Raw genomic sequence first — 18,990 nt, forward strand, 5'->3', positions numbered from 1 at the left:
CGTAAGATTAGCGGTTATATAACTTTACTTTATATCAGTGAAAGTGGTGGCACAGTACCGTTGAAGCGTGTAATGAACGTGGAGGGATAGCCACTAGACTAATGAAGAATTATTTAATCATGCTTGGCAAATCTTTATCGGTTAATAAGGTTCTCGTGAGACTAAAAGAGGTTCACCTTCCAAGGGAGGCACCGACTTATTGAAACGGAAGAATTGAGACATAGAAGGTATTTTGATATCAGAAGTGTTGATGATTAATTGAATTGGATTAGTTGGAACGCTGTATGCGGTGAAAGTCGCACGTACGGTGTGAACAGGGGGAAAAGCTGGCGATAATTTCAAAGGCTTACCTATCTGTATGAAGAACACAAATAGAAAAGGGAAGGATAAATCATAGGAGGTGTTTGTATGCAGATTTCCTTTTGCTTTTTATCCTTGTTTGCTTTAAATGGTCTTGTATTAGGTTCTATGGAAAGTGATTTTTTAATTGATATTTACGGTAATACAGGTAAAGATATATCACTTGTTTTTGGAATACCTTTACTCTATTTGATACGTAATTATTACAAAGAGATAAAAGGATTAGTTTTCGGATTGTTATTTCTTTTAAGTTTTTTTCTTTATATGGGACTTATAACCTTCTTTGTTGTTTAAAGATGACGGAAAGCGATTTATGGATTTATTCTTACTTCTTATATTGTGAAGAATTGCACTTAAACCAACGGGTGCTTTAGTGCAACAAGGACTTATAACGTATACAAAACCCAAACGCAAGTTTGGAAACATATAAAAAAGCGACAAACGTTGATTCAACGGCGTTTGTCGCTTTTTTTATGGCACATTGTTGATACAGCTTTTTATGCACTTTCTTAAAAGTAAGTCATATCATTGCTTTAGTGGTATTTGGAACACTGCTGCACTATCGACTTTAATGAATAATATTATGCATATTTCTTAACGTTGTAAATCCGCTTTTTTCTGACGCTAACCCTCGCAAAAGTTTTAGTGTATATATATTACCTATAATAACAATGATTACAAAGAGATTTTTCAAAAGATTGAAACGTTAGAAAGGTAGATTTTTATGAATTTGCCACTCAAAAACCAGAGCCTTATATTAACGAGTAATTTCAAAAAAATGTATTCAACCAATGAATGCTATAATGTGTAGTAATTTTCTAATTATTATCCGTATAAATTGTATCCTTAATGTTATTTTGTTGACATATAACTGTAATATTACAATGTTAATATCATTTATATACCAATTGATAATCTTTAAAGTTTTTAGGAGGATACATATAATGAAAAAAAATAAAAAGTACCGATGGGGATTGAAATTAGCTACATTGGTATTAAGTACATCTGTACTTTTTTCAACGATTGAAACAGCATCAGCGGCAACTTACACAGTAAAATCTGGTGATTCTTTATGGAAGATTGCCAATCAACAGGGTGTTTCTTATCAAACATTGATGAAATGGAATAACTTATCTTCTCCAACAATTCACGTTGGACAAAAGTTAAACCTCAATACCCCGGTGTCTACACCTAAACCAACAACTAACCTAGTACAAATCGCTAAACAATATGTAGGTGTTAAATACACATTCGGTGGAAATACACCGGGCACAGGTTTTGATTGTTCCGGCTATGTCACTTACGTTTTTAATAAAGCCGGTATTCCGACAGCTCGTAAAACAGCAGCAGGTTTTTACAATACATCTAAAAAAGTTAGCACACCTAAAGTGGGTGATTTAGTGTTTTTTGCCAATACATATAAAGCAGGTATCTCACATGTGGGCATTTATATTGGAAATAATCAAATGATTAATGCGAGTAATAGTGGTGTTAATATCGCTAGCATTAGTAGCTCTTATTGGAAGAAGCACTTTGTTGGCTATGGTCGTATATAGTGAAAGAAAAAACAGTTGGCGATTTTGACCAACTGTTTTTTTATGCTTAAACGTGTACTACTTTTTTTGTTTTTATTTTGGCTAATCGTGCTAAATAAATGAAAAAAACAACGATCAGTAAACCTGCACCCGTTAGATAAACAGCAGAATAGCCCGCTTTTACTGCCACTATCCCTAAAATATAAGAACCGAGAGCAATCCCAATATCAAACATCGTAAAGTACGTTGCAGTTGCATAACCACTGCGCGTGTGTACAGTAGATTGTACAGCTAGTGCTTGTAAGCTTGTCGTCACTGCTCCATAGCCAAATCCAATAAAAATGGCGGCAAATAAAAATAATGCCGGTCCTGAGACAAATGCGAGCATAACAAGCCCAATGGCAAAGGAAATAATACCAGGAATAATAACAAATTGCGGTCCTCTTGTATCATAAAGCTTACCTGTATATGGACGTGTAATAAGCATAGCTGCAGCAAAAACTGCATAAAATAGACTCGCTACAGCCATTAGATCTTTTTGCTGTGCGTACACTGATAAAAACGATAATACACTCGCATATGAAAAAGCTACTAAACTAGCGATAGCAGCTACTGGGAGTGCTTTACGTTCCAATAAATCATCAAATTTAAAGGTTAATTTCCCTTGATATGCAGGCTTGGGTAAATCATCGGTATTCACCGTTACAGCTAGGATACCCCCTGCTAATATACAAATACTCATAACAATAAAAAGTACATTGAAGCTACTATATTGAATAAGCAGTAAGCCGATAAATGGCCCAATAACTACCGCTAAGTTAGTAGACATTGTAAAATAGCCAAGGCCGGCACCTTTACGGTTTGCTGGCACAATATCTGCAGCTAAAGAGCCAGCTGCTGTTGTAATAATACTAAAGAAGATCCCTTGAATAAAACGTAAGCCTAGTAAAAGTCCAAAAGGATGAATGAATAAATATAAAACCGTACATAAAAAATAGCCGGCAATCGAAATAACTAGAAGTTTTTTCTTCCCAAAGACATCTAATAGTTTACCTGAAAACGGACGAACGATAATGGCTGATAATAAAAATACCGACAGTAACAATCCAGCTTCCTTATCTGTTTGATGCAGCTCACCTATCGCATATAGTGGTAAAGTCGTTACCAACCCATAGAAAACAAAGAATACCGAGATATTTGTTAAAAAGAGACTAATAAACCGTTTCGTCCAAATTTTTGTATTCTCTTCTTGTTGCATGTAATCAACCTTTCATTTTTTTCAATAAAATTATTAATTGCTGCTGTTCCTCAACAGTCAATGCCCCTACCATTTCTTCTTCAAAAGCTAAAATGGTTTCAGTAATAGTTGGCAACTGTTCCTCTGCATATAAAGATAAGGTAACAATTTTTTCTCTCTTATCTTCACCATCCATTCTTAGTACCCACCCTAAAGACTCGAGTCGAGTAATTGCTCTTGTTATACTTGGTGCCTCCACATTTAAATACTTCCAGATTTGCGTTAACGTCATTGGACCGTGCTTATGTAAGCAGTATAAAATAGCCCATTGTGAGCTATACAAATTATGCTGTTTCAGTACTTCATTTAAAGAATTCGTTAAATAACGACTTTTTTGGAATAAAGCATGAAATATAGGATTCATTTTATCTCTCCTTGAAATTTACTTACCTAGTTAAATAATTACTATACGCTTCATTTTTTTCATTGTAAAGCAAGTTTTGAAGTTTTATTAAAGTTCCTTTATAGATTGACTGTGATTGATTCTTCTTTTTTATCAGCGATCTTCATGCTGTTATCAGCGATTCTCTTGGCGTTATCAGCGATTTCTTCACTTTTATCAGCGATTCTCCCGGCATTATCAGCGATTTTCACTTTTATCAGCGATTCTCCTGGCATTATCAGCGATTTCTTCACTTTTATCAGCGATCCTCCTGACACTACCAGCGATTTCTCTACTTCTATCATCTTTTCAAAAAAATCAGAAGGAAATTTTTTGAAAGTGTCGAATTAAGCTACTAGATTACAATAAAAGGGAGATGGAATCATGGGGAAAAAGGTTTTAATACTTGCAGGAGATGCTGTTGAGGCTTTAGAAATTTTTTATCCTTATTACCGTTGTCTAGAGGCTGGCTATGATGTGACGATTGCAGCACCATCAGTAAAAAAATTACAAACTGTACTACACGATTTTGTTGATGGAGTCGATACATACATCGAACGTACAGCATATGGCTTAGAAGCACACTCTTCATTTGCAGATGTAGATCCAGCACAATTTGACGGACTCATCATTCCTGGTGGGCGAGCGCCAGAATACATTCGTTTAAATGAGCATGTTCCAACACTAGTGAGCCATTTCTTTGAAACAAATAAACCAATTGCTGCTGTATGTCACGCAGCTCAAATTTTCGCGACCATTCCTGAGGTACTTAATGGACGTGAGCTAACAGCCTATATTGCCTGTAAGCCAGAAGTTCAAGTAGCAGGAGCAACGTATATTGATGCTAATCTTCATACAGATGGCAATTTAATTAGTGGTCATGCATGGCCAGACTTACCTGGATTAATGCGCGAATTTATTCAGAAGTTAGAGAGCTAAAAGAAAGAGGATGCCATAGATTAGGCATCCTCTTCTATTATGAAGTTGTTTCTTGAAATTCAATATTTACCACTTTGTTCGTATTCGTTACATATTTGATTCTTACATGTAGACCGAATTCCTTATCACTTTGTTTTAGCCAAAGCTTAAATTTTTCAATAGTTGAATCTTCATGAACCTCGCTTCCCTCATGCAAATAATCTAGAATTTTTGCTTCAGGATATTTGGCCTGTGCCTCTTTTACCGCTAACTTTCCCCATTTAGCATAGGCAGGCACTTCTTGTTGAGCATAAGCAATTGTTGGTACATGTAATTGCACAGTAAGAAATACGAGAAAAGTTCCTAGTATTACAAAAAATTTTTGCAAATGTATCCACCTCTCGTACTCTTTTTGCATAAAGTCGTTAAAACAACAAATAATAAGTACTCCCTAAGTATTCTCAACCTACTTAAGGAGCAGTTTTCGTCATTATTTTTTTGGTTGTTGAGGATTATTATGAATCACTTGATTAAATTCTGCTGAGTATTCTTCACGATCATTTCTTTTATGTGTATCTTCTTTCTTTTTCTTTTTAAAGCTTGTTTTCCCTTTCTTAGCCATTATTGACACCTCCAAAATTTAGATTATTACTTTTTATTGGACTGCTGATTTTTCGCATGGTTCGTTTTATTATCTTTATTTTTCGCTTTCGCATCGAATTCTGCAGCGAATTCTTCGTTTAGATTGTCATTCGGGTTATTGTTATTGCTATTTGATTGATCGAGGTCTATTTTTTTGTAGGTATCAAAAGGATTATGCGTTCTAACATTCATTGTTTTATTGTTATTTTTGTTGTTTTTATTGGTGTTTCTATTGCCCACGGATATTCACCTCCTAATTGTAATGTGCTCAGGATAGAACGATTTATGCTTTGGGGATTACGGCAGACATTACCAAAAAAAAATGTACATCACCAATAAAATTAGTAATGTACATTTTTATTTGTCCTTTAGACAATTGTATATTCAGTTATATTTAGTAATGCACCAACCGCACCTGAAAAACCGTGGTCATTAATAAAGATCGGTGTATGTTTTTTTGTGCGTGTGTAATTAGCAATCACCCGTGCAAGATGTTCATTATTGCTTAAAGTTGAGCCTATATACACGATATGTTGGGCATTTTTTTCCTCAGCATATTGAATACTAAGTGTAGTAATAACCTCACCGACAAGCCCTTGTACAGTGGCAATAATATCTTCAGCTGGGTGTTTGACAAACTCCGTAATACCGACTTTCCCAAAATTACTGGCAGTCAAATGTCCATCAATCGGTGTATCCATTCCTTGGTAAATATCCCTAACCAGTAAATCAATATCCTCTCGATTGCCCTTAGAAGCCATGTCTCGTATTTCATTATAATCCGTAATTCCCGTTGTAAGCGCTGACAATCCAATCAATGTTCCACCACCAACGCCTGTCCCACCAACACGAATATTCGTATTTCCTTCCATATAATGAATCGAAGTACCAGTACCAATGTTCGTAATCATACTACGCTCGAAGAAGTATCCTTCTTTATGCAACAAAAATCGAACGCCCTTCAATGTAGCTTCAAATTCTACTATATAATGAATCGATTTCATTGTTTTAATGACATCCAGTAATTGTTCTGTACGCCCCCCCGTAACACCAATGTCCTCAATATCAGGTTGATTAATAATCCAATTCTTTACAGCCAGCAAATCATTTGACGGAAAAGTTGTTAAAATAAGCTCATTATGCTCATCTAAATAAGCAATTTTTGTCAATGTGCCGCCTGCATCAATACCTATAGCCTTTGGCATACCATTCTCCTTTGAATTAACGTACAATCTCTATTTTCTGATGATGAGATATATACTAGATTTTGCTTTATTCAAGAGGCGTTTAGATGCCAGTTGAATAACGTTCATGTCTCCACAGATGTCACGGATTTTGCAAGGAGTTATTGTGCCAAATCCGACATATTGTATTTAGTACTATAGCTAATCAACAGCTACAAATGTCTTCTGCGCGAAAGCGAAGCGTCAGCAGCATATGTCTTCTGCGCGAAAGCAAAGCGTCAGCAGCAAATGTCTTCTGTAGCGAAAGCAAAGCGTCAGCTACAATTACTCGAAAAATGTAGTTGCATATTTGCCCTTCCTAAACTTTACCGCTGTTGAAATGATTGTGCAATAACTTAGCAAACTTTCATGAAAAAAACGCAAAAAATATCAAATTTTTTCTATTATTCACACGATTATCAACGCATTTTTATAACTTTAACATTATTCTACTAAAAAAACAAAAGAAGTGAAGATGCACTGACATTCAATGCATTTTCACTTCTTTATCAATTAACGAGCTGAATAACCACCATCGATCACTAGTTCAGCACCCGTAATATAAGAAGCTTCATCTGATGCTAAGAACAATATAGCATTTGCAACTTCTTCTGGTTGCCCAAGTCTGCCCATTGGTGTAGCTCGTACTAACCTATTCATTGTTTCTTTTGCTTCGGACAATTTTGCTGTCATTGGCGTTTCAATAACACCAGGGAAGACGGTATTTACACGGACATTGTAAGCTCCTAATTCAGCAGCTGCTGCTCGAGCGATTGCGCGTAATGATCCTTTAGAAGCTGTATAAGCATTTAAGCCCGCACCAATGATTGCTGTATATGAAGACGTATTTACAATTGAGCCTTTTCCAGCTTCTTTCATATATTTTGAAGCATGTTTAATGCCTAAAAATGGACCAAAAGCATTGATATTATGCATAATTGTCCAATCCGCTAGAGATATTTGGTCTGGATCTTTTTCAGATGAAATACCTGCATTATTAATTAATATATCAATCCGCCCATACTTATCAGCCACTGCTTTCGTTACTTCTGCCCAGTTGTCATCCGAAGAAACATCTAATTTCATCCCTTCAACATTTTCTAGCTCAGAAATTTTTGCTAGGTTTTCTTCGTTAATGTCAGCAGCAATTACAGTAGCCCCTTCTTTCGCAAACACTTTTGCCATAGCTGCGCCCATCCCTGATGCACCACCTGTAATTATTGCAATCTTGTTACTTAAACGTCCCATCAAAAAAACTCCTTCTCTTTACAAATACTACGCCTTAAATAGTATAGTATTAAATAGTTTACCGCTAAACCATACTATTTTATTTACTAGCTTTCAAATAATATGATTTAAAATTGAACAATCTGTTTTATCTTTCAGCACTTTTACGATACGATATACTATAGAGGTGTTACCATTTGAACGGAGGAATACAAGTGAAAGATCAAAAGAAACTTTATAAAGAAGCGATGCAAGTTTTAAAGGAAACAAGCCGCACTTTTTATATACCGATTACTTTTTTAAAAAATGATTTAAAATTGTCAGTGGCAGCCGCATATTTAGCAATGCGTGCTATAGATGAAATTGAAGATCATGAAGAGCTTTCAAACGATGTAAAATATGATTTATTAAATGGAACAAGCGAATTATTAAAAGATACATTTAATGTTGAGGCATACGAAGCATTATTAGCCCCATATGCAGATCAGCTACCTGAGGTTACACTTCGCTTAGCGGATTGGTTAACATTTTGCCCTGAAGGTTCACGTAAAATTGTCCAATCTTCAACGAGTGAAATGGCTTATGGAATGGGCAAGTGGGCAAAGGCAAATTGGCAAGTGCATACACGTGAGGATTTAGATGATTATACATACTATGTGGCAGGGCTTGTTGGGACAATGCTGTCCGAGCTTTGGGCGTGGGGTGCAGATATTCAAACTGATCGTGATTTAGCTATTGGCTATGGTCGAGGTCTCCAAGCAGTTAATATTTTACGAAATCAGCATGAGGATATGGATGAACGTGGTGTGAGTTTTGTACCAGACGGCTGGACACGTGAGGATTTATTTGCTTACGCGGAGGAGAACCTTGCGAAAGCTGATCTTTATATGAAAGATATTAATAAGCGTACTGTACTATTATTTTGCAGACTCCCACTTGCACTTGCCCATAAAACATTAAAAGCAATGCAAGATGGTCGTGAAAAAATGTCACGTGCAGAGGTTGAGCAAACGGTCGAAGAAGTACAGGCTGACTAAAACTGTACTTGAACACAACCCCCAGTAATGAGGTAATTCTCATACTGGGGTTCATTGCTTTTATGGTAGAAATAGGAAAACAATTCAACTACCGTCTTCTTTCTCATATCTTTTTGAAATAAAGGAAATGATCCACCCGATTTTACTGTCACCGTGACAAATATCTGGTAGCAATCCCCTCGACAACCCTGCCCCTATTATAACAATTGGAAATTTGCGCTATGGTAAGTCTTGCTGTTAGGCCACTTACGATCGTTTACGTGTTAATACATTTTACTCCCCTCGATTTAACATACTCTTAACGGACTGAACGACACTCCTTCCATCAAAAAAATCCATTTTGTTAACCAAAATGGATTTAATCACAGTTTTCGAACGGGAACTTGAATTTCAAAGGTGATCTCATTTGGTTTATCCGAAATCGTGATATCTAGATGCATGATTTGCAATGCATCACCAGTAATTTCATAGTTGTTTGTTTTAAGATGATGAAGTATTTTTTTTAAACTTTCGCTGCGACTCGACAACAATTCTCCATTGTATCTGATACAGGCAAATAATCCCCCTGGAATCGTCAATTGATATGTATTTGGAATAACTTCTTTATTCTTTGCGACAATAAAAATTGTAGAAGGTTCTTCAAAACGTTCCAATTTAAGATTCGTCTCTTCGATCATAATGCCCAGTCTATTGGTAGCTAGAATAGGTGTCTTATCTGTAAGCATATTCTCTAAATTCAACACACCATAACAGAGTTCAAAGTTATCATTAATTTTCTCATGCAGAGTAAGTAATCGCCTACTTTTCATCTCACGGAATATGACTTTCTGAAGTTCATTTTCTTTTTCCACCTGTTCCAAGTAGGCGATCTTTTCCCTGATATTTTCTTCCATCTCGTTCAATTCTTTCAGATTTGAAACGAGTTCTTCGTGTTTGGTTCTCATAATATCCAATGATTTACTGAAATTACGTTCATTAAGATATTCCTTTATTTCATCTGTAGTCATCCTAAGTTGCCTTAGTTCTTTTATGGTACCTAGAATTTCATATTGGAAAATGGAATAGTATCGATACCCTGAATGAGGATCGATAAATTGTGGCTTGAACAAGTCGATCCGGTCATAGTGGCGTAATGTCTCCGAAGTCACCCCTCGCAGTTTTGCCATTTCACCAATTGTCAGTTTTTCTTTCAATCAGCATACCTCCTACAAAATTTAAGGACTGCTAAAGTTTTTATAGTAGGAATTTAAAACTCACCAAATCTAAAGTTGGCATACATACAACAAACTTCAAAAAACAAGTGAAAAGTTGTATCCTCAATTGTTTTCCTGCCTACTTCAATTTCTGCAAAAATCTATTAGAACCCTTTTACAGGTGGATTGAATTTTCAGCGAGTCCCTAATTCAAAATATGCAATCTTTTCTGACTATTTGTCAAGTACAATTCCGATCCCATCTCCGCTAGTAGATAAAAGCCCAAGTAAAGCTTTCAAGTTTTCATGGACGTTCTTTCAATACTCAGAAGCGCTTCCAAACGGTTAAACAGGTATACTTTACTTCAGTTCAGCAACCATCGTGTTTTGCGTACTATTTTCCTTTTTTACTAGTCCTCTAGTCTCTTTCTCTTTTAAAACATAGCTGAGCAAATCTAGCATGATGCGAGCCGCTACTTGCTGCGTTATACCGGTAGGATCATAAGGAGGCGCCACTTCGACTAAGTCGAATCCAATCACATCTCCCCGTTTTGCGATACCTTCCAATAATTCGTTTACTTCATCGTAAAGAAGGCCGCCTGGGGAAGGAGTACCAGTCCCCGGTGCGATTGATGGATCCAATCCATCAATATCAATCGTCACATAATATCTTTCTCCTGCTGGGATTTGTTCCAACACTTCTTCAATTCCCATTTTTCTCATTTGGCGTGGAGATAGAATGACGCTACCATAATCTCTTGCAGCATCAACATCCTCTTTTTTACTACTGCTAATACCACGAATACCTAATTGGAATATTTGCTGTACATGATCTAGCTCCGATAAACGGCGGATACAGTTCCCATGGCCATACCGCATTCCTGAGCGGTGATCCGCCCAATCTAGATGCGCATCAATCTGAATAACATGAAATGGACCCAATTCTTCCAGTCCTTTTCCTACTGCAGCCGTGATAGAATGATCTCCACCTAACACTACTGGCATAGCTCCTTTAGAAACAATTTTGCGGATTGCCTCTTCTGTATTTTCATGACATTGCATGAGGTCTCCATGTACCATGTCGACATCGCCGCAATCCACTACTTTCCAATCTGGCCCGAGATACGTAATATCATTTTCGATGTCATACGCACCATCTAATCCAAAACTGTAAAGTGTTGAACCTTCCCTGATCCCCCGCGGTCCCATTCTGGCACCTGATTTCCATTGGGTACCCATGTCATTCGGAACCCCAATAACCGCTACGTCGGCATTCAGCTGGTCTAAATCTGAGCAAATTGGATATTTCCCAAACGTACATATCCCTGTAAATGGTAAATTCAAAAATTGTTTCTCATCGCGACTAACCATATTATTTCCCCCTACTATTCTTGATTCTCACGTTATGTACACGGGAGCCCTCCAGTGTATCGTGAGGTGATTAAGATGAATGTTGCATTTTCATCTCATAAGTAATTTGAAACAATTTCAAGTAGTCGTCTTTCGATAATTTACGAGAATTTGTAATTGTACATAAATGTTTGAATGCTCCTTCAGCAAGGAAATCGAAATCTTCAGGGTCAACATTATCTAAATCTCGGAATTTCGGAATGCCAATTTTACTTGCGAGTTCATGTAGCAATACAACACCTTCTTGAGCAATTTCCTCTACTGTCTTCCCTTCCGCTTTCGCGCCAAGCTTCACAGCAACCGTCGCATGTTTTTCCGGATTGGAAGGAATATTATATTCAAATACATGAGGAAGGAAGATGGAATTTGCCACTCCATGTGGTGTGTCATATAGCCCTCCAAGCGGTTCAGCCATTGCATGCACCGCACCCAGGTCGGCGTGCGTAAATGCCATACCTGCAATCAAACTTCCTACAAGCATATTTTGTCTTGCTTCTAAATTGTTGCCGTTTTCTACAGCGAGTGGAAGATACTTAGCAATAATTTCAATCGCATAAAGACTGAGTGCATCAGAAATCGGTTCAGCAATATTGCTCGTATACGCTTCGATTGCATGCGTCAATGCATCCATTCCAGTTGCAGCCGTAATCGATTTAGGCAAAGTTAGGGTCAATTCAGGATCTACTATTGCCAGTTTCGGCGCTAATTTTAAATCAAGGATTGCTTCTTTCTGTTTAGTGATTGTATCTGTGATGACAGATCCCGTCGTCACCTCACTTCCTGTACCCGATGTGGTAGGGATACAAATAAGAGGTGTAATATCGCGCTCCAGCAGATTGAAACCATAGCGATCTTTAAGCTCCCCTTCATGTGTGAAAAGTACCCCAATTGCTTTAGCAGTGTCCATTGAACTTCCACCACCAAGGCCCAATAACAAGTCGATATTTTCGTCTTTGAATTTTTCGTAGGCTTTTACGCAGTCTACATCTTTCGGATTCGGAGTAATTTCATCATAAACAAGGAAAGAAACCTCTTCTTGTTCCAATGAATCTGTTACCCTTTTTAAAATCCCTGTTTGTGCCAGCCCTTTATCCGTAATGATTAGTACTTTATTGCCGCCCAACTCTTTCGCTCTTTTCCCTACATTGTTTACTGTCCCGTTACCAAACTCAATAGAAGTCGGTAAATTGAAATTGAAATCCCAAATCATTCATCATTTCCCCTTTCCTTTTTTCACGTCCTTACGCCAGCGAACTTCTTTCACGAGATGTTAATTTTCAAACCAATTCGTCGGACTAACTTCTAAATTGATATTGATTTGCTTCACTTCCGAAAATTCATCCAAACCGAACGTGCCTAACCCACGACCGAGTCCACTTTGCTTGTATCCTCCCCATGGAGCTTCGTTGTAAGCAAGATTGTATGCATTAATTGAAGTAATACCTGCTCTAATTTTTTTAATAACGCGTAAAGCTTTAGCCCCATCTTGAGAGAACACTCCAGCTGCAAGACCGTACGGCGTATCATTTGCGAGCTCGATAGCCTCCGCTTCATCTTTGAACTTTTGGACAACTAGTACAGGGCCAAATATTTCTTCTTGTACAATTCTCATGTCAGGCGTTGTATCTACAAAGATTGTCGGCTCAACAAAACAGCCATGCTCAAGCCCACCACTTGTAATCCGTTTACCGCCACAAACTAATTTTGCTCCTTCATCGATACCGATTTGAATATAATCTAGCACTGAGTTCATATGATCTTCACCGACAAGGGCACTCATTTGAGTCGACGGATCATCACCACGACCTACACGAATTTTTTTGGCTTTACTAATCAGGCTTTCAACGAACTTGTCATGAATGCTTTCTTCAAGAAGTAAACGTGAACCTGAATTACATACTTGACCCGCGTTCATAAATATTCCAAAAAGCGCATAGTCGACTGCTGTTTCAAAATCTGCATCAGCGAAGACGATATTCGGCGATTTACCACCTAATTCGAGAGCAATTTTCTTAATATTTCCTGATGCTGCTTTCATAATTGATCTACCTACTGTTGTACTGCCAGTGAAGGAAACCATATCGACTTTATCGCTTTCAGCCAATTCATTACCGACAGTCGAACCTCCTCCGGTTACCAAATTCGCAACGCCCGCTGGAATCCCTACTTCTTCAAGAATTTCGAAGAGCTTAAAAGTAGTAATTGGTGTTAACTCCGATGGCTTGAACACAATCGTATTTCCTGCTGCAAGTGCAGGCGCAATTTTCCACGCTCCTGTCAATAATGGGAAATTCCAAGGTGCGATCAGACCACATACACCTACAGGCTCACGAACAATAAGCCCCTGTACTGGATCGGCAACTGGATATGTTTGACCGTTTGGTTTTGTGACAAGGCCACCATAATAACGGAAGCAACTCACAGCATCCCCAATATCGAACTCTGCTTCTTTAAGGGGCTTTCCTGTATTCAACATTTCAAGTTCACTCAGCTCTGATGCTTTTTCCTCAAGTTTATCTGCAATTTTGAATAAATAGGAGGCTCTTTCTGAAGCCGGCAAGTTTGACCAAATTCCTGAATCAAATGCATTTCGCGCTGCATCAATGGCATTTCGCGTTTCTTCTACACTTGCTCTCGGAGCCTCTGCAATCACTTCGTTATTCGCTGGATTGATAATATTACGTTTTTCCATGTTCACAGAATCCGACCATTTACCATTAATAAACATTTTCAAATCTAACATTTTCAAGTTTAGCATTCTAAAAACCCCCTAATTTATTATCCATATTTTATTAAATTCATATTTAGCCTCACCTATAAGTGGGAGGAATTGCATGACGTCTCTATTCCGATTAATTGTCAAAGAACTACATTCCCCAAAATAATCGTTTCGTCATATCATTTTCAAAGCTTACGATCTTTCTTTTTTCCAAAAAAGCTGTACCCATTTTCCAAAATCAGCCTTTTCGAATCACCTCACCCCTTTCAATTGCCTATCCTACCTGCAAAATAACACGAGAATCATCGCATGTAAGCCTTTACATTTTTATGTCTTCTATAAGAACATTTTCAGGAATAATCTCTTTATCGAAACTGAATTCAGGCAATCCCTGTCTGAAAAACTTTGTCATATAAATTAAATACCCAATGCCAATTGCCATCCAGATGCCTCCAAGAATCAATGCATCCAACTCTAAGTGAGACCATAGCCAAAGCGTAAATCCTGCTCCAATTAGTGGCATAACCAGATAACGCATGTATTCGGTGAAAGTAGAGCGCTTACGATTCCGAATAAAATAATGTGCGATGACAGACAAATTAACTGAAGCAAACGCAATTAGCGCCCCAAAATTAATAAACTTAATGACTTGGTCGAGTGTCAGCACAATACCGAGCAATGAAATGAAACCGATTACAATAATTCCTGTTGACGGTGTTTTATAACGTGAATGGATATGCCCAAACACTTTTTTAGGCAGTACAGAATCTCGCCCCATTGCATACAGTACACGGGATGCGCTTGTAGTCGCAGCAACACCGGAAGAGAAATTCCCTAAAATTACTGCTGTCACAAATAAAGATTGGAACAAATTCCCGCCGACCAAATAGACAACTTCCATAGCTGCAGAATCAGTGCTTTCAAAAGCAAAGCCCAGGTGAACCAATTGTGCCAAATAGGCTGATCCGATATAGAGGACACCTATGATCAGCAACATGACGATAATCGCTCTTGGTATTGTTTTTTCAGGATTAATTGTTTCTTCAGACAACGTAGTAAGGGAGTCGAAGCCAAGAAAACTGAAACAAAGAATGGACGCTCCTGCCAAAATTACAGGCAAATCGATGTCTGCATTGAACAAAGGTTGCATTGAGAAAAGTGTACCTGCCCCTTCACCTGCCAATAAACTTTTGATGGTCAAAATCCAGAAAATGCAAACAAAAACGACTTGAGCAATTACAAAAATCTTACCCGTAGATGCGGTGAACTTAACACCCAAGATGCTAGGTATTACAATGGTTGCAGTTAATAGGATAATCCACAGGGCGTGAGGGACTCCTGGAAAAACTGCATGTAAAAAAACAGTAGACATTAAACAAGTGACCATTGGCGTCAACATATAATCCAACATGATTGTCCAACCAATCAGAAATCCAAGTTGTGGATTAATTGATTTTTGTGTAAATGTATAAGCCGAGCCGGCGATTGGAAATGCTTTTGCCATCTTTCCATAACTAAATGCGGTAAACATGATTGCGAGAAATGCAATGATATACGCCCCCATGATGACACCTTGGGAAGTGACGGTTGCAATTCCATAAGTATTGAAGAATACCATTGGGTTATTCCATGCAATCCCTAAAAATACAACTTGAGACAAAGTCAGTGTTCGCATTAATGTTTGTCGTTTCATAATAGCTCCCCCGCCCCCTTATGTAATTCGAATCTTCTGAAGATTCTTTTTATTAATAATGAATATAAAGGTTTTTGTTACACAAAGGTCAATAGCTAGATTAAGATTTTCTTTAGTGGGAAAAACTCCTTATGAATACCGAAAATGCATCAATTTGGATGGCTGTATGTAAGGTTTCTAGCGAGGGAAAGCTACTTATTCGACGAAGGTTGTTTTTTATGAGCATTACTGTCAATAGAGAAATTTCCCATAAAATTATTGGATTTGTTATTTTTATAAGTGGCATTTTCTCAAAAAAATTAGGAAGCAATAAATGAAGACCAAATATTATTATTCGCTCTACGAACGCAAGAAAAAATGAGGACCTTGAAGAACATACGGTTTTTATTGTTGAAAGAGTTTAACCTCACAAAAGAATTCTTCATCTAAAAAAAAAAGCAAGGCATTACAATCTTAAATGAAGTAATCATGAAAGATATGAACAATTACCCTTATCACAAGCTTTCCCTTTTCAAGTAACTATGACTGGTTTTACTTTCGCTACATAAAAAACACTCCCCCTAAGATAAACAGATTTTTTATCTGCCTACCTTAGGAGGAGTATTTCACTCTCTCACTGACTGACTGAGTTTCTTTGCTTATACGCTATCAATAAGGTTAACCATAATTTCATAACTAAAATAGATGGAAAGCATTGTTAACAACATAAACACTACCTTTTCAGCTTTACTACCCGTTTTTGTTGTAAATGGTAAACGTACCGAAATGGATACTGGGAAAAACAGCTTAACACCCTTCTTCGTCCCCATATCAAGGAAAATATGACTTGCCATTCCTAATAATATACCTATTGAAATGGATTCGTAAGGTATAAATGTATGTAGTAACATCACAACTAGAAATAAAAAAAGCACACTATGTGTAAAAGAACGATGTCCAAACAGCGAATTGACAATTTTTGAAATGATGGGAAACTTCCTCCCGATTTTGCTACCACCATGGCAAATATCTGGAAGTAATGCACCGATAACGCCTGCTCCTACTAAAACAAGCGGATTATCATTAGAAACTTGTGCAAAGGCAAGGCTTGCAGTGATGCCTCCAATAATATGTGTATTCCCTTGCATAATTACTTCCACTCCTTATATCTCTATTTTTACCTTTCTTAATTTAACACATCCGACCTTAAAAGGGAACATATATTCCGAACACACACTCCCTTTTTCACCATCAAATATTCATTTCAACAAAATATCAGAAACATTTCAGGTTCTTATTGTATATGTAGGATGATTAGCGATAAAAATGAGTACTGGAGGTTATTTATGAAATCTATCAAAGGAATTTTGTTTATCATACTCACGATGAGTAGTAGTGCTTTACTATGGTATTTTGCTACACCTATAGAGCCTATACATGCCGTTAACAGGCTTAGTCACATCATCGGAGGCTTGGCCATTACAGGCTTCTTTCTTGTCTTTTTATTTGCAACAAGAATGAAAATCCTTGAGCGCTGGTTCCATGGTTTAGAGCGCCTATATTTTCATCATAAATGGTTAGCCATTTTTTCATTAGGATTAGTAATTTTACATGGTCAATTACAAGATATGGTACCTGATTGGGATGAAGCACAAGAAACTCCGCTCAGCGAATTTGCCAAGGAGTTAGGGGAGCTAGGACAATATGGCTTTATTGCCCTTATCTTAATAGCACTTTTTGCTAAATTTCTAAAATATGAGCATTGGCGGGTCGTTCATCGGCTATTGCTTATTCCTTATACATTCGGTATTTATCATGCCTATTTTTCAAGTAGATACGATTTATTCCAGCCTACACCATTAGGAATTTTCACCGCACTCACAGCGACTATTGGATTTATGTCGGCATTGTATATGCTGACAATGTATCAGGATATGTTTTTTAAATATAAAGGTAAAATTACAGGGATCAAAAAATTAGGCTCCAATGTTATTGAACTGGAGCTAACACTTGATAAAAAAATCCCCTATCGACATGGACAATTTATTTTTATTAAGATTTTTCAAGATGGCTTAGAAAAGGCATCTCATCCCTTTTCTATTTCAGGTGGTGATGGAAAAAAAGTATTTGTTACCATTAAAGGGCTTGGTGATTTCACAAAGAAAGTATTTCATTCAGTTCAACTGAATACGCCAGTCGCACTTGATGGTCCATATGGTCATTTAAACTTTGAAAAAGGAACACAACAACAAGTTTGGATAGCAGGTGGCATAGGCATTACCCCTTTTTTATCCTATTTGCAATCACAACCCGTCGATCGTAACATTGAATTATTTTACACTTATCATGGTCAAGACAATGCGATCTATCAAGAATTTTTACAGGAGTATGCAAAAACTAACCAATATTTTAACGTGAACTTTATTGATACCGCTCAAATGGACAGGCTTTCATTTGAAAATTTTTCGGTGCCAGCAAAGACAAGCATTTTTATGTGTGGCCCAGAAAAAATGGTGAAACGTTTTGCCAAGCAATTGAAGTCCTTCAATACAGGTGCAGACATCGAATATGAAGCCTTTAAAATTAGATGAAGAATTTAATTTTATAGTTGTAAGAGAACCCCTGAATTCAAGAATCTTTAATTCAAGCAATTTACTTGGATTATTGAAAAGTTTATCGTATAGTAAAATCTCATCACATATAAAGGAGATTTTTCACGATGACTATAACAAAAAGTTATTTAAATAAAGTTATGCATGAACGTAAATCTGTTCGTAAATATGAGGAAAACTATAAAATCCCACAAGCAGAATTAGAAGAATTACTTGTAGAGGCAACAACAGCGCCATCATCAAGCAATTTACAGCCTTGGCGCTTTTTAGTGATCCAAGATGAGACAGTAAAAAAAGAATTACGTTCAATTGCTAATAACCAGGAGCAAGTGGAAACTGCCTCTGCCATCATTGCGGTTTTAGGAGATACGGCAATGTACAAAAATGTAGAGGAAGTCTACACAAAAAATTTCGAACTCGGCTATATGGATGAAGCAACAAAAAATATGATGATTGAAAATTCATTAAAGCTTTATTCAAACCTTCCTAAAGAAGTTTTAAAAAATATAGCTACATTTGATGCAGGCTTAATTTCTATGCAAATCATGCTTTTAGCAAAGGATATGGGCTATGATACAGTAACAATGGGCGGCTTCAATAAAGAGGCTTTTGCGCAACGCTTTGAATTAACAGATAATCTAGTGCCAATCGTCTTAATTGCCATCGGAAAAGCTGCAGTACCCGCTCACGGCTCATCTCGTTTAGCACTAAATGACATTGCAAAATTTATTTAATCGAAAGATAGAAATTGTACAAAATATTTT

At 37.1% G+C, this 18,990-nt stretch carries 20 protein-coding genes; 6 read left to right on the forward strand and 14 right to left on the reverse strand.

Annotation, left to right across the window (positions count from 1 at the left end; translation table 11 throughout):
- The first annotated feature begins 408 nt into the window (after positions 1-408).
- Together ACB089_RS16365 and ACB089_RS16370 are read left to right on the forward strand one after the other, a co-directional pair.
- Complete coding sequence (locus tag ACB089_RS16365; RefSeq protein WP_374967351.1) at positions 409-654, forward strand: hypothetical protein; 246 nt, start codon at positions 409-411, stop codon at positions 652-654.
- A gap of 650 nt (positions 655-1,304) precedes the next feature.
- Positions 1,305-1,916: a C40 family peptidase gene (locus ACB089_RS16370; protein ID WP_374967352.1), complete on the forward strand. Its 612-nt coding sequence runs from the start codon at positions 1,305-1,307 to the stop codon at positions 1,914-1,916.
- 46 nt (positions 1,917-1,962) lie between these two features.
- On the opposite strand, the gene ACB089_RS16375 is transcribed toward ACB089_RS16370, so the two are convergent.
- The 3 genes from ACB089_RS16375 to ACB089_RS16385 all read right to left on the reverse strand — a co-directional run bounded on the left by ACB089_RS16375 (position 1,963) and on the right by ACB089_RS16385 (position 3,828).
- Positions 1,963-3,153 carry an MFS transporter gene (locus ACB089_RS16375; RefSeq protein ID WP_374967353.1) on the reverse strand — a complete coding sequence of 397 codons (1,191 nt, stop codon included), beginning with the start codon at positions 3,151-3,153 and terminating at the stop codon, positions 1,963-1,965.
- Between the two features lie 4 nt (positions 3,154-3,157).
- Positions 3,158-3,556: a MarR family winged helix-turn-helix transcriptional regulator gene (locus tag ACB089_RS16380; RefSeq protein ID WP_374967354.1), complete on the reverse strand. Its 399-nt coding sequence runs from the start codon at positions 3,554-3,556 to the stop codon at positions 3,158-3,160.
- 98 nt (positions 3,557-3,654) lie between these two features.
- Positions 3,655-3,828: a hypothetical protein gene (locus ACB089_RS16385; protein ID WP_374967355.1), complete on the reverse strand. Its 174-nt coding sequence runs from the start codon at positions 3,826-3,828 to the stop codon at positions 3,655-3,657.
- Positions 3,829-3,958: 130 nt separating this feature from the next.
- Here ACB089_RS16385 and ACB089_RS16390 point away from each other — a divergent pair, with 130 nt between their 5' ends.
- On the forward strand, positions 3,959-4,513 hold the full coding sequence (locus tag ACB089_RS16390) for a DJ-1/PfpI family protein (protein ID WP_374967356.1): 555 nt from the start codon (positions 3,959-3,961) through the stop codon (positions 4,511-4,513).
- 37 nt (positions 4,514-4,550) lie between these two features.
- On the opposite strand, the gene ACB089_RS16395 is transcribed toward ACB089_RS16390, so the two are convergent.
- The 5 genes from ACB089_RS16395 to ACB089_RS16415 all read right to left on the reverse strand — a co-directional run bounded on the left by ACB089_RS16395 (position 4,551) and on the right by ACB089_RS16415 (position 7,605).
- The gene (locus ACB089_RS16395; RefSeq protein WP_374967357.1) at positions 4,551-4,880 is read right to left on the reverse strand and encodes a DUF3889 domain-containing protein; all 330 of its coding nucleotides are present in this window, start codon (positions 4,878-4,880) and stop codon (positions 4,551-4,553) included.
- Between the two features lie 102 nt (positions 4,881-4,982).
- Positions 4,983-5,114, reverse strand: a complete 132-nt coding sequence (locus ACB089_RS16400; RefSeq protein ID WP_368637407.1) for a hypothetical protein — start codon at positions 5,112-5,114, stop codon at positions 4,983-4,985.
- A 26-nt stretch (positions 5,115-5,140) separates the two neighbouring features.
- Positions 5,141-5,374, reverse strand: coding sequence for a hypothetical protein (locus tag ACB089_RS16405; protein ID WP_374967358.1), 234 nt, complete (start codon positions 5,372-5,374; stop codon positions 5,141-5,143).
- Positions 5,375-5,502: 128 nt separating this feature from the next.
- Positions 5,503-6,339, reverse strand: a complete 837-nt coding sequence (gene coaW / locus ACB089_RS16410) for a type II pantothenate kinase (protein WP_374967359.1) — start codon at positions 6,337-6,339, stop codon at positions 5,503-5,505.
- A 531-nt stretch (positions 6,340-6,870) separates the two neighbouring features.
- Positions 6,871-7,605: an SDR family NAD(P)-dependent oxidoreductase gene (locus ACB089_RS16415; protein WP_374967360.1), complete on the reverse strand. Its 735-nt coding sequence runs from the start codon at positions 7,603-7,605 to the stop codon at positions 6,871-6,873.
- Positions 7,606-7,799: 194 nt separating this feature from the next.
- Here ACB089_RS16415 and ACB089_RS16420 point away from each other — a divergent pair, with 194 nt between their 5' ends.
- Complete coding sequence (locus tag ACB089_RS16420; RefSeq protein WP_374967361.1) at positions 7,800-8,621, forward strand: squalene/phytoene synthase family protein; 822 nt, start codon at positions 7,800-7,802, stop codon at positions 8,619-8,621.
- A gap of 362 nt (positions 8,622-8,983) precedes the next feature.
- On the opposite strand, the gene ACB089_RS16425 is transcribed toward ACB089_RS16420, so the two are convergent.
- The 6 genes from ACB089_RS16425 to ACB089_RS16450 form a co-directional block, all read right to left on the reverse strand.
- Positions 8,984-9,814, reverse strand: coding sequence for a MerR family transcriptional regulator (locus tag ACB089_RS16425; RefSeq protein WP_374967362.1), 831 nt, complete (start codon positions 9,812-9,814; stop codon positions 8,984-8,986).
- Positions 9,815-10,173: 359 nt separating this feature from the next.
- Positions 10,174-11,184 carry an agmatinase gene (gene speB / locus ACB089_RS16430; RefSeq protein ID WP_374967363.1) on the reverse strand — a complete coding sequence of 337 codons (1,011 nt, stop codon included), beginning with the start codon at positions 11,182-11,184 and terminating at the stop codon, positions 10,174-10,176.
- A gap of 70 nt (positions 11,185-11,254) precedes the next feature.
- Entirely contained in the window at positions 11,255-12,433 is a 1,179-nt protein-coding gene (locus tag ACB089_RS16435; protein ID WP_374967364.1) for an iron-containing alcohol dehydrogenase, read from the reverse strand.
- Positions 12,434-12,493: 60 nt separating this feature from the next.
- Positions 12,494-13,966, reverse strand: a complete 1,473-nt coding sequence (locus ACB089_RS16440) for an aldehyde dehydrogenase family protein (RefSeq protein ID WP_374967582.1) — start codon at positions 13,964-13,966, stop codon at positions 12,494-12,496.
- Positions 13,967-14,261: 295 nt separating this feature from the next.
- A complete protein-coding gene (locus ACB089_RS16445) occupies positions 14,262-15,635 on the reverse strand; it encodes an APC family permease (RefSeq protein ID WP_374967365.1) in 1,374 nt (457 codons plus the stop codon).
- 638 nt (positions 15,636-16,273) lie between these two features.
- On the reverse strand, positions 16,274-16,762 hold the full coding sequence (locus tag ACB089_RS16450; protein ID WP_374967366.1) for a metal-dependent hydrolase: 489 nt from the start codon (positions 16,760-16,762) through the stop codon (positions 16,274-16,276).
- Between the two features lie 198 nt (positions 16,763-16,960).
- Between ACB089_RS16450 and ACB089_RS16455 the strand changes: the two genes are divergently transcribed.
- The gene (locus ACB089_RS16455) at positions 16,961-18,205 is read left to right on the forward strand and encodes a ferric reductase-like transmembrane domain-containing protein (RefSeq protein WP_374967367.1); all 1,245 of its coding nucleotides are present in this window, start codon (positions 16,961-16,963) and stop codon (positions 18,203-18,205) included.
- Between the two features lie 128 nt (positions 18,206-18,333).
- Positions 18,334-18,960 (forward strand): nitroreductase family protein, encoded by a 627-nt coding sequence (locus tag ACB089_RS16460; protein WP_374967368.1) that lies wholly within the window; start codon positions 18,334-18,336, stop codon positions 18,958-18,960.
- Positions 18,961-18,990: the final 30 nt, after the last annotated feature.

It is taken from the genome of Lysinibacillus sp. RS10, assembly GCF_041956855.1.
Classification (GTDB): Bacteria; Bacillota; Bacilli; order Bacillales_A; family Planococcaceae; genus Lysinibacillus; species Lysinibacillus xylanilyticus_A.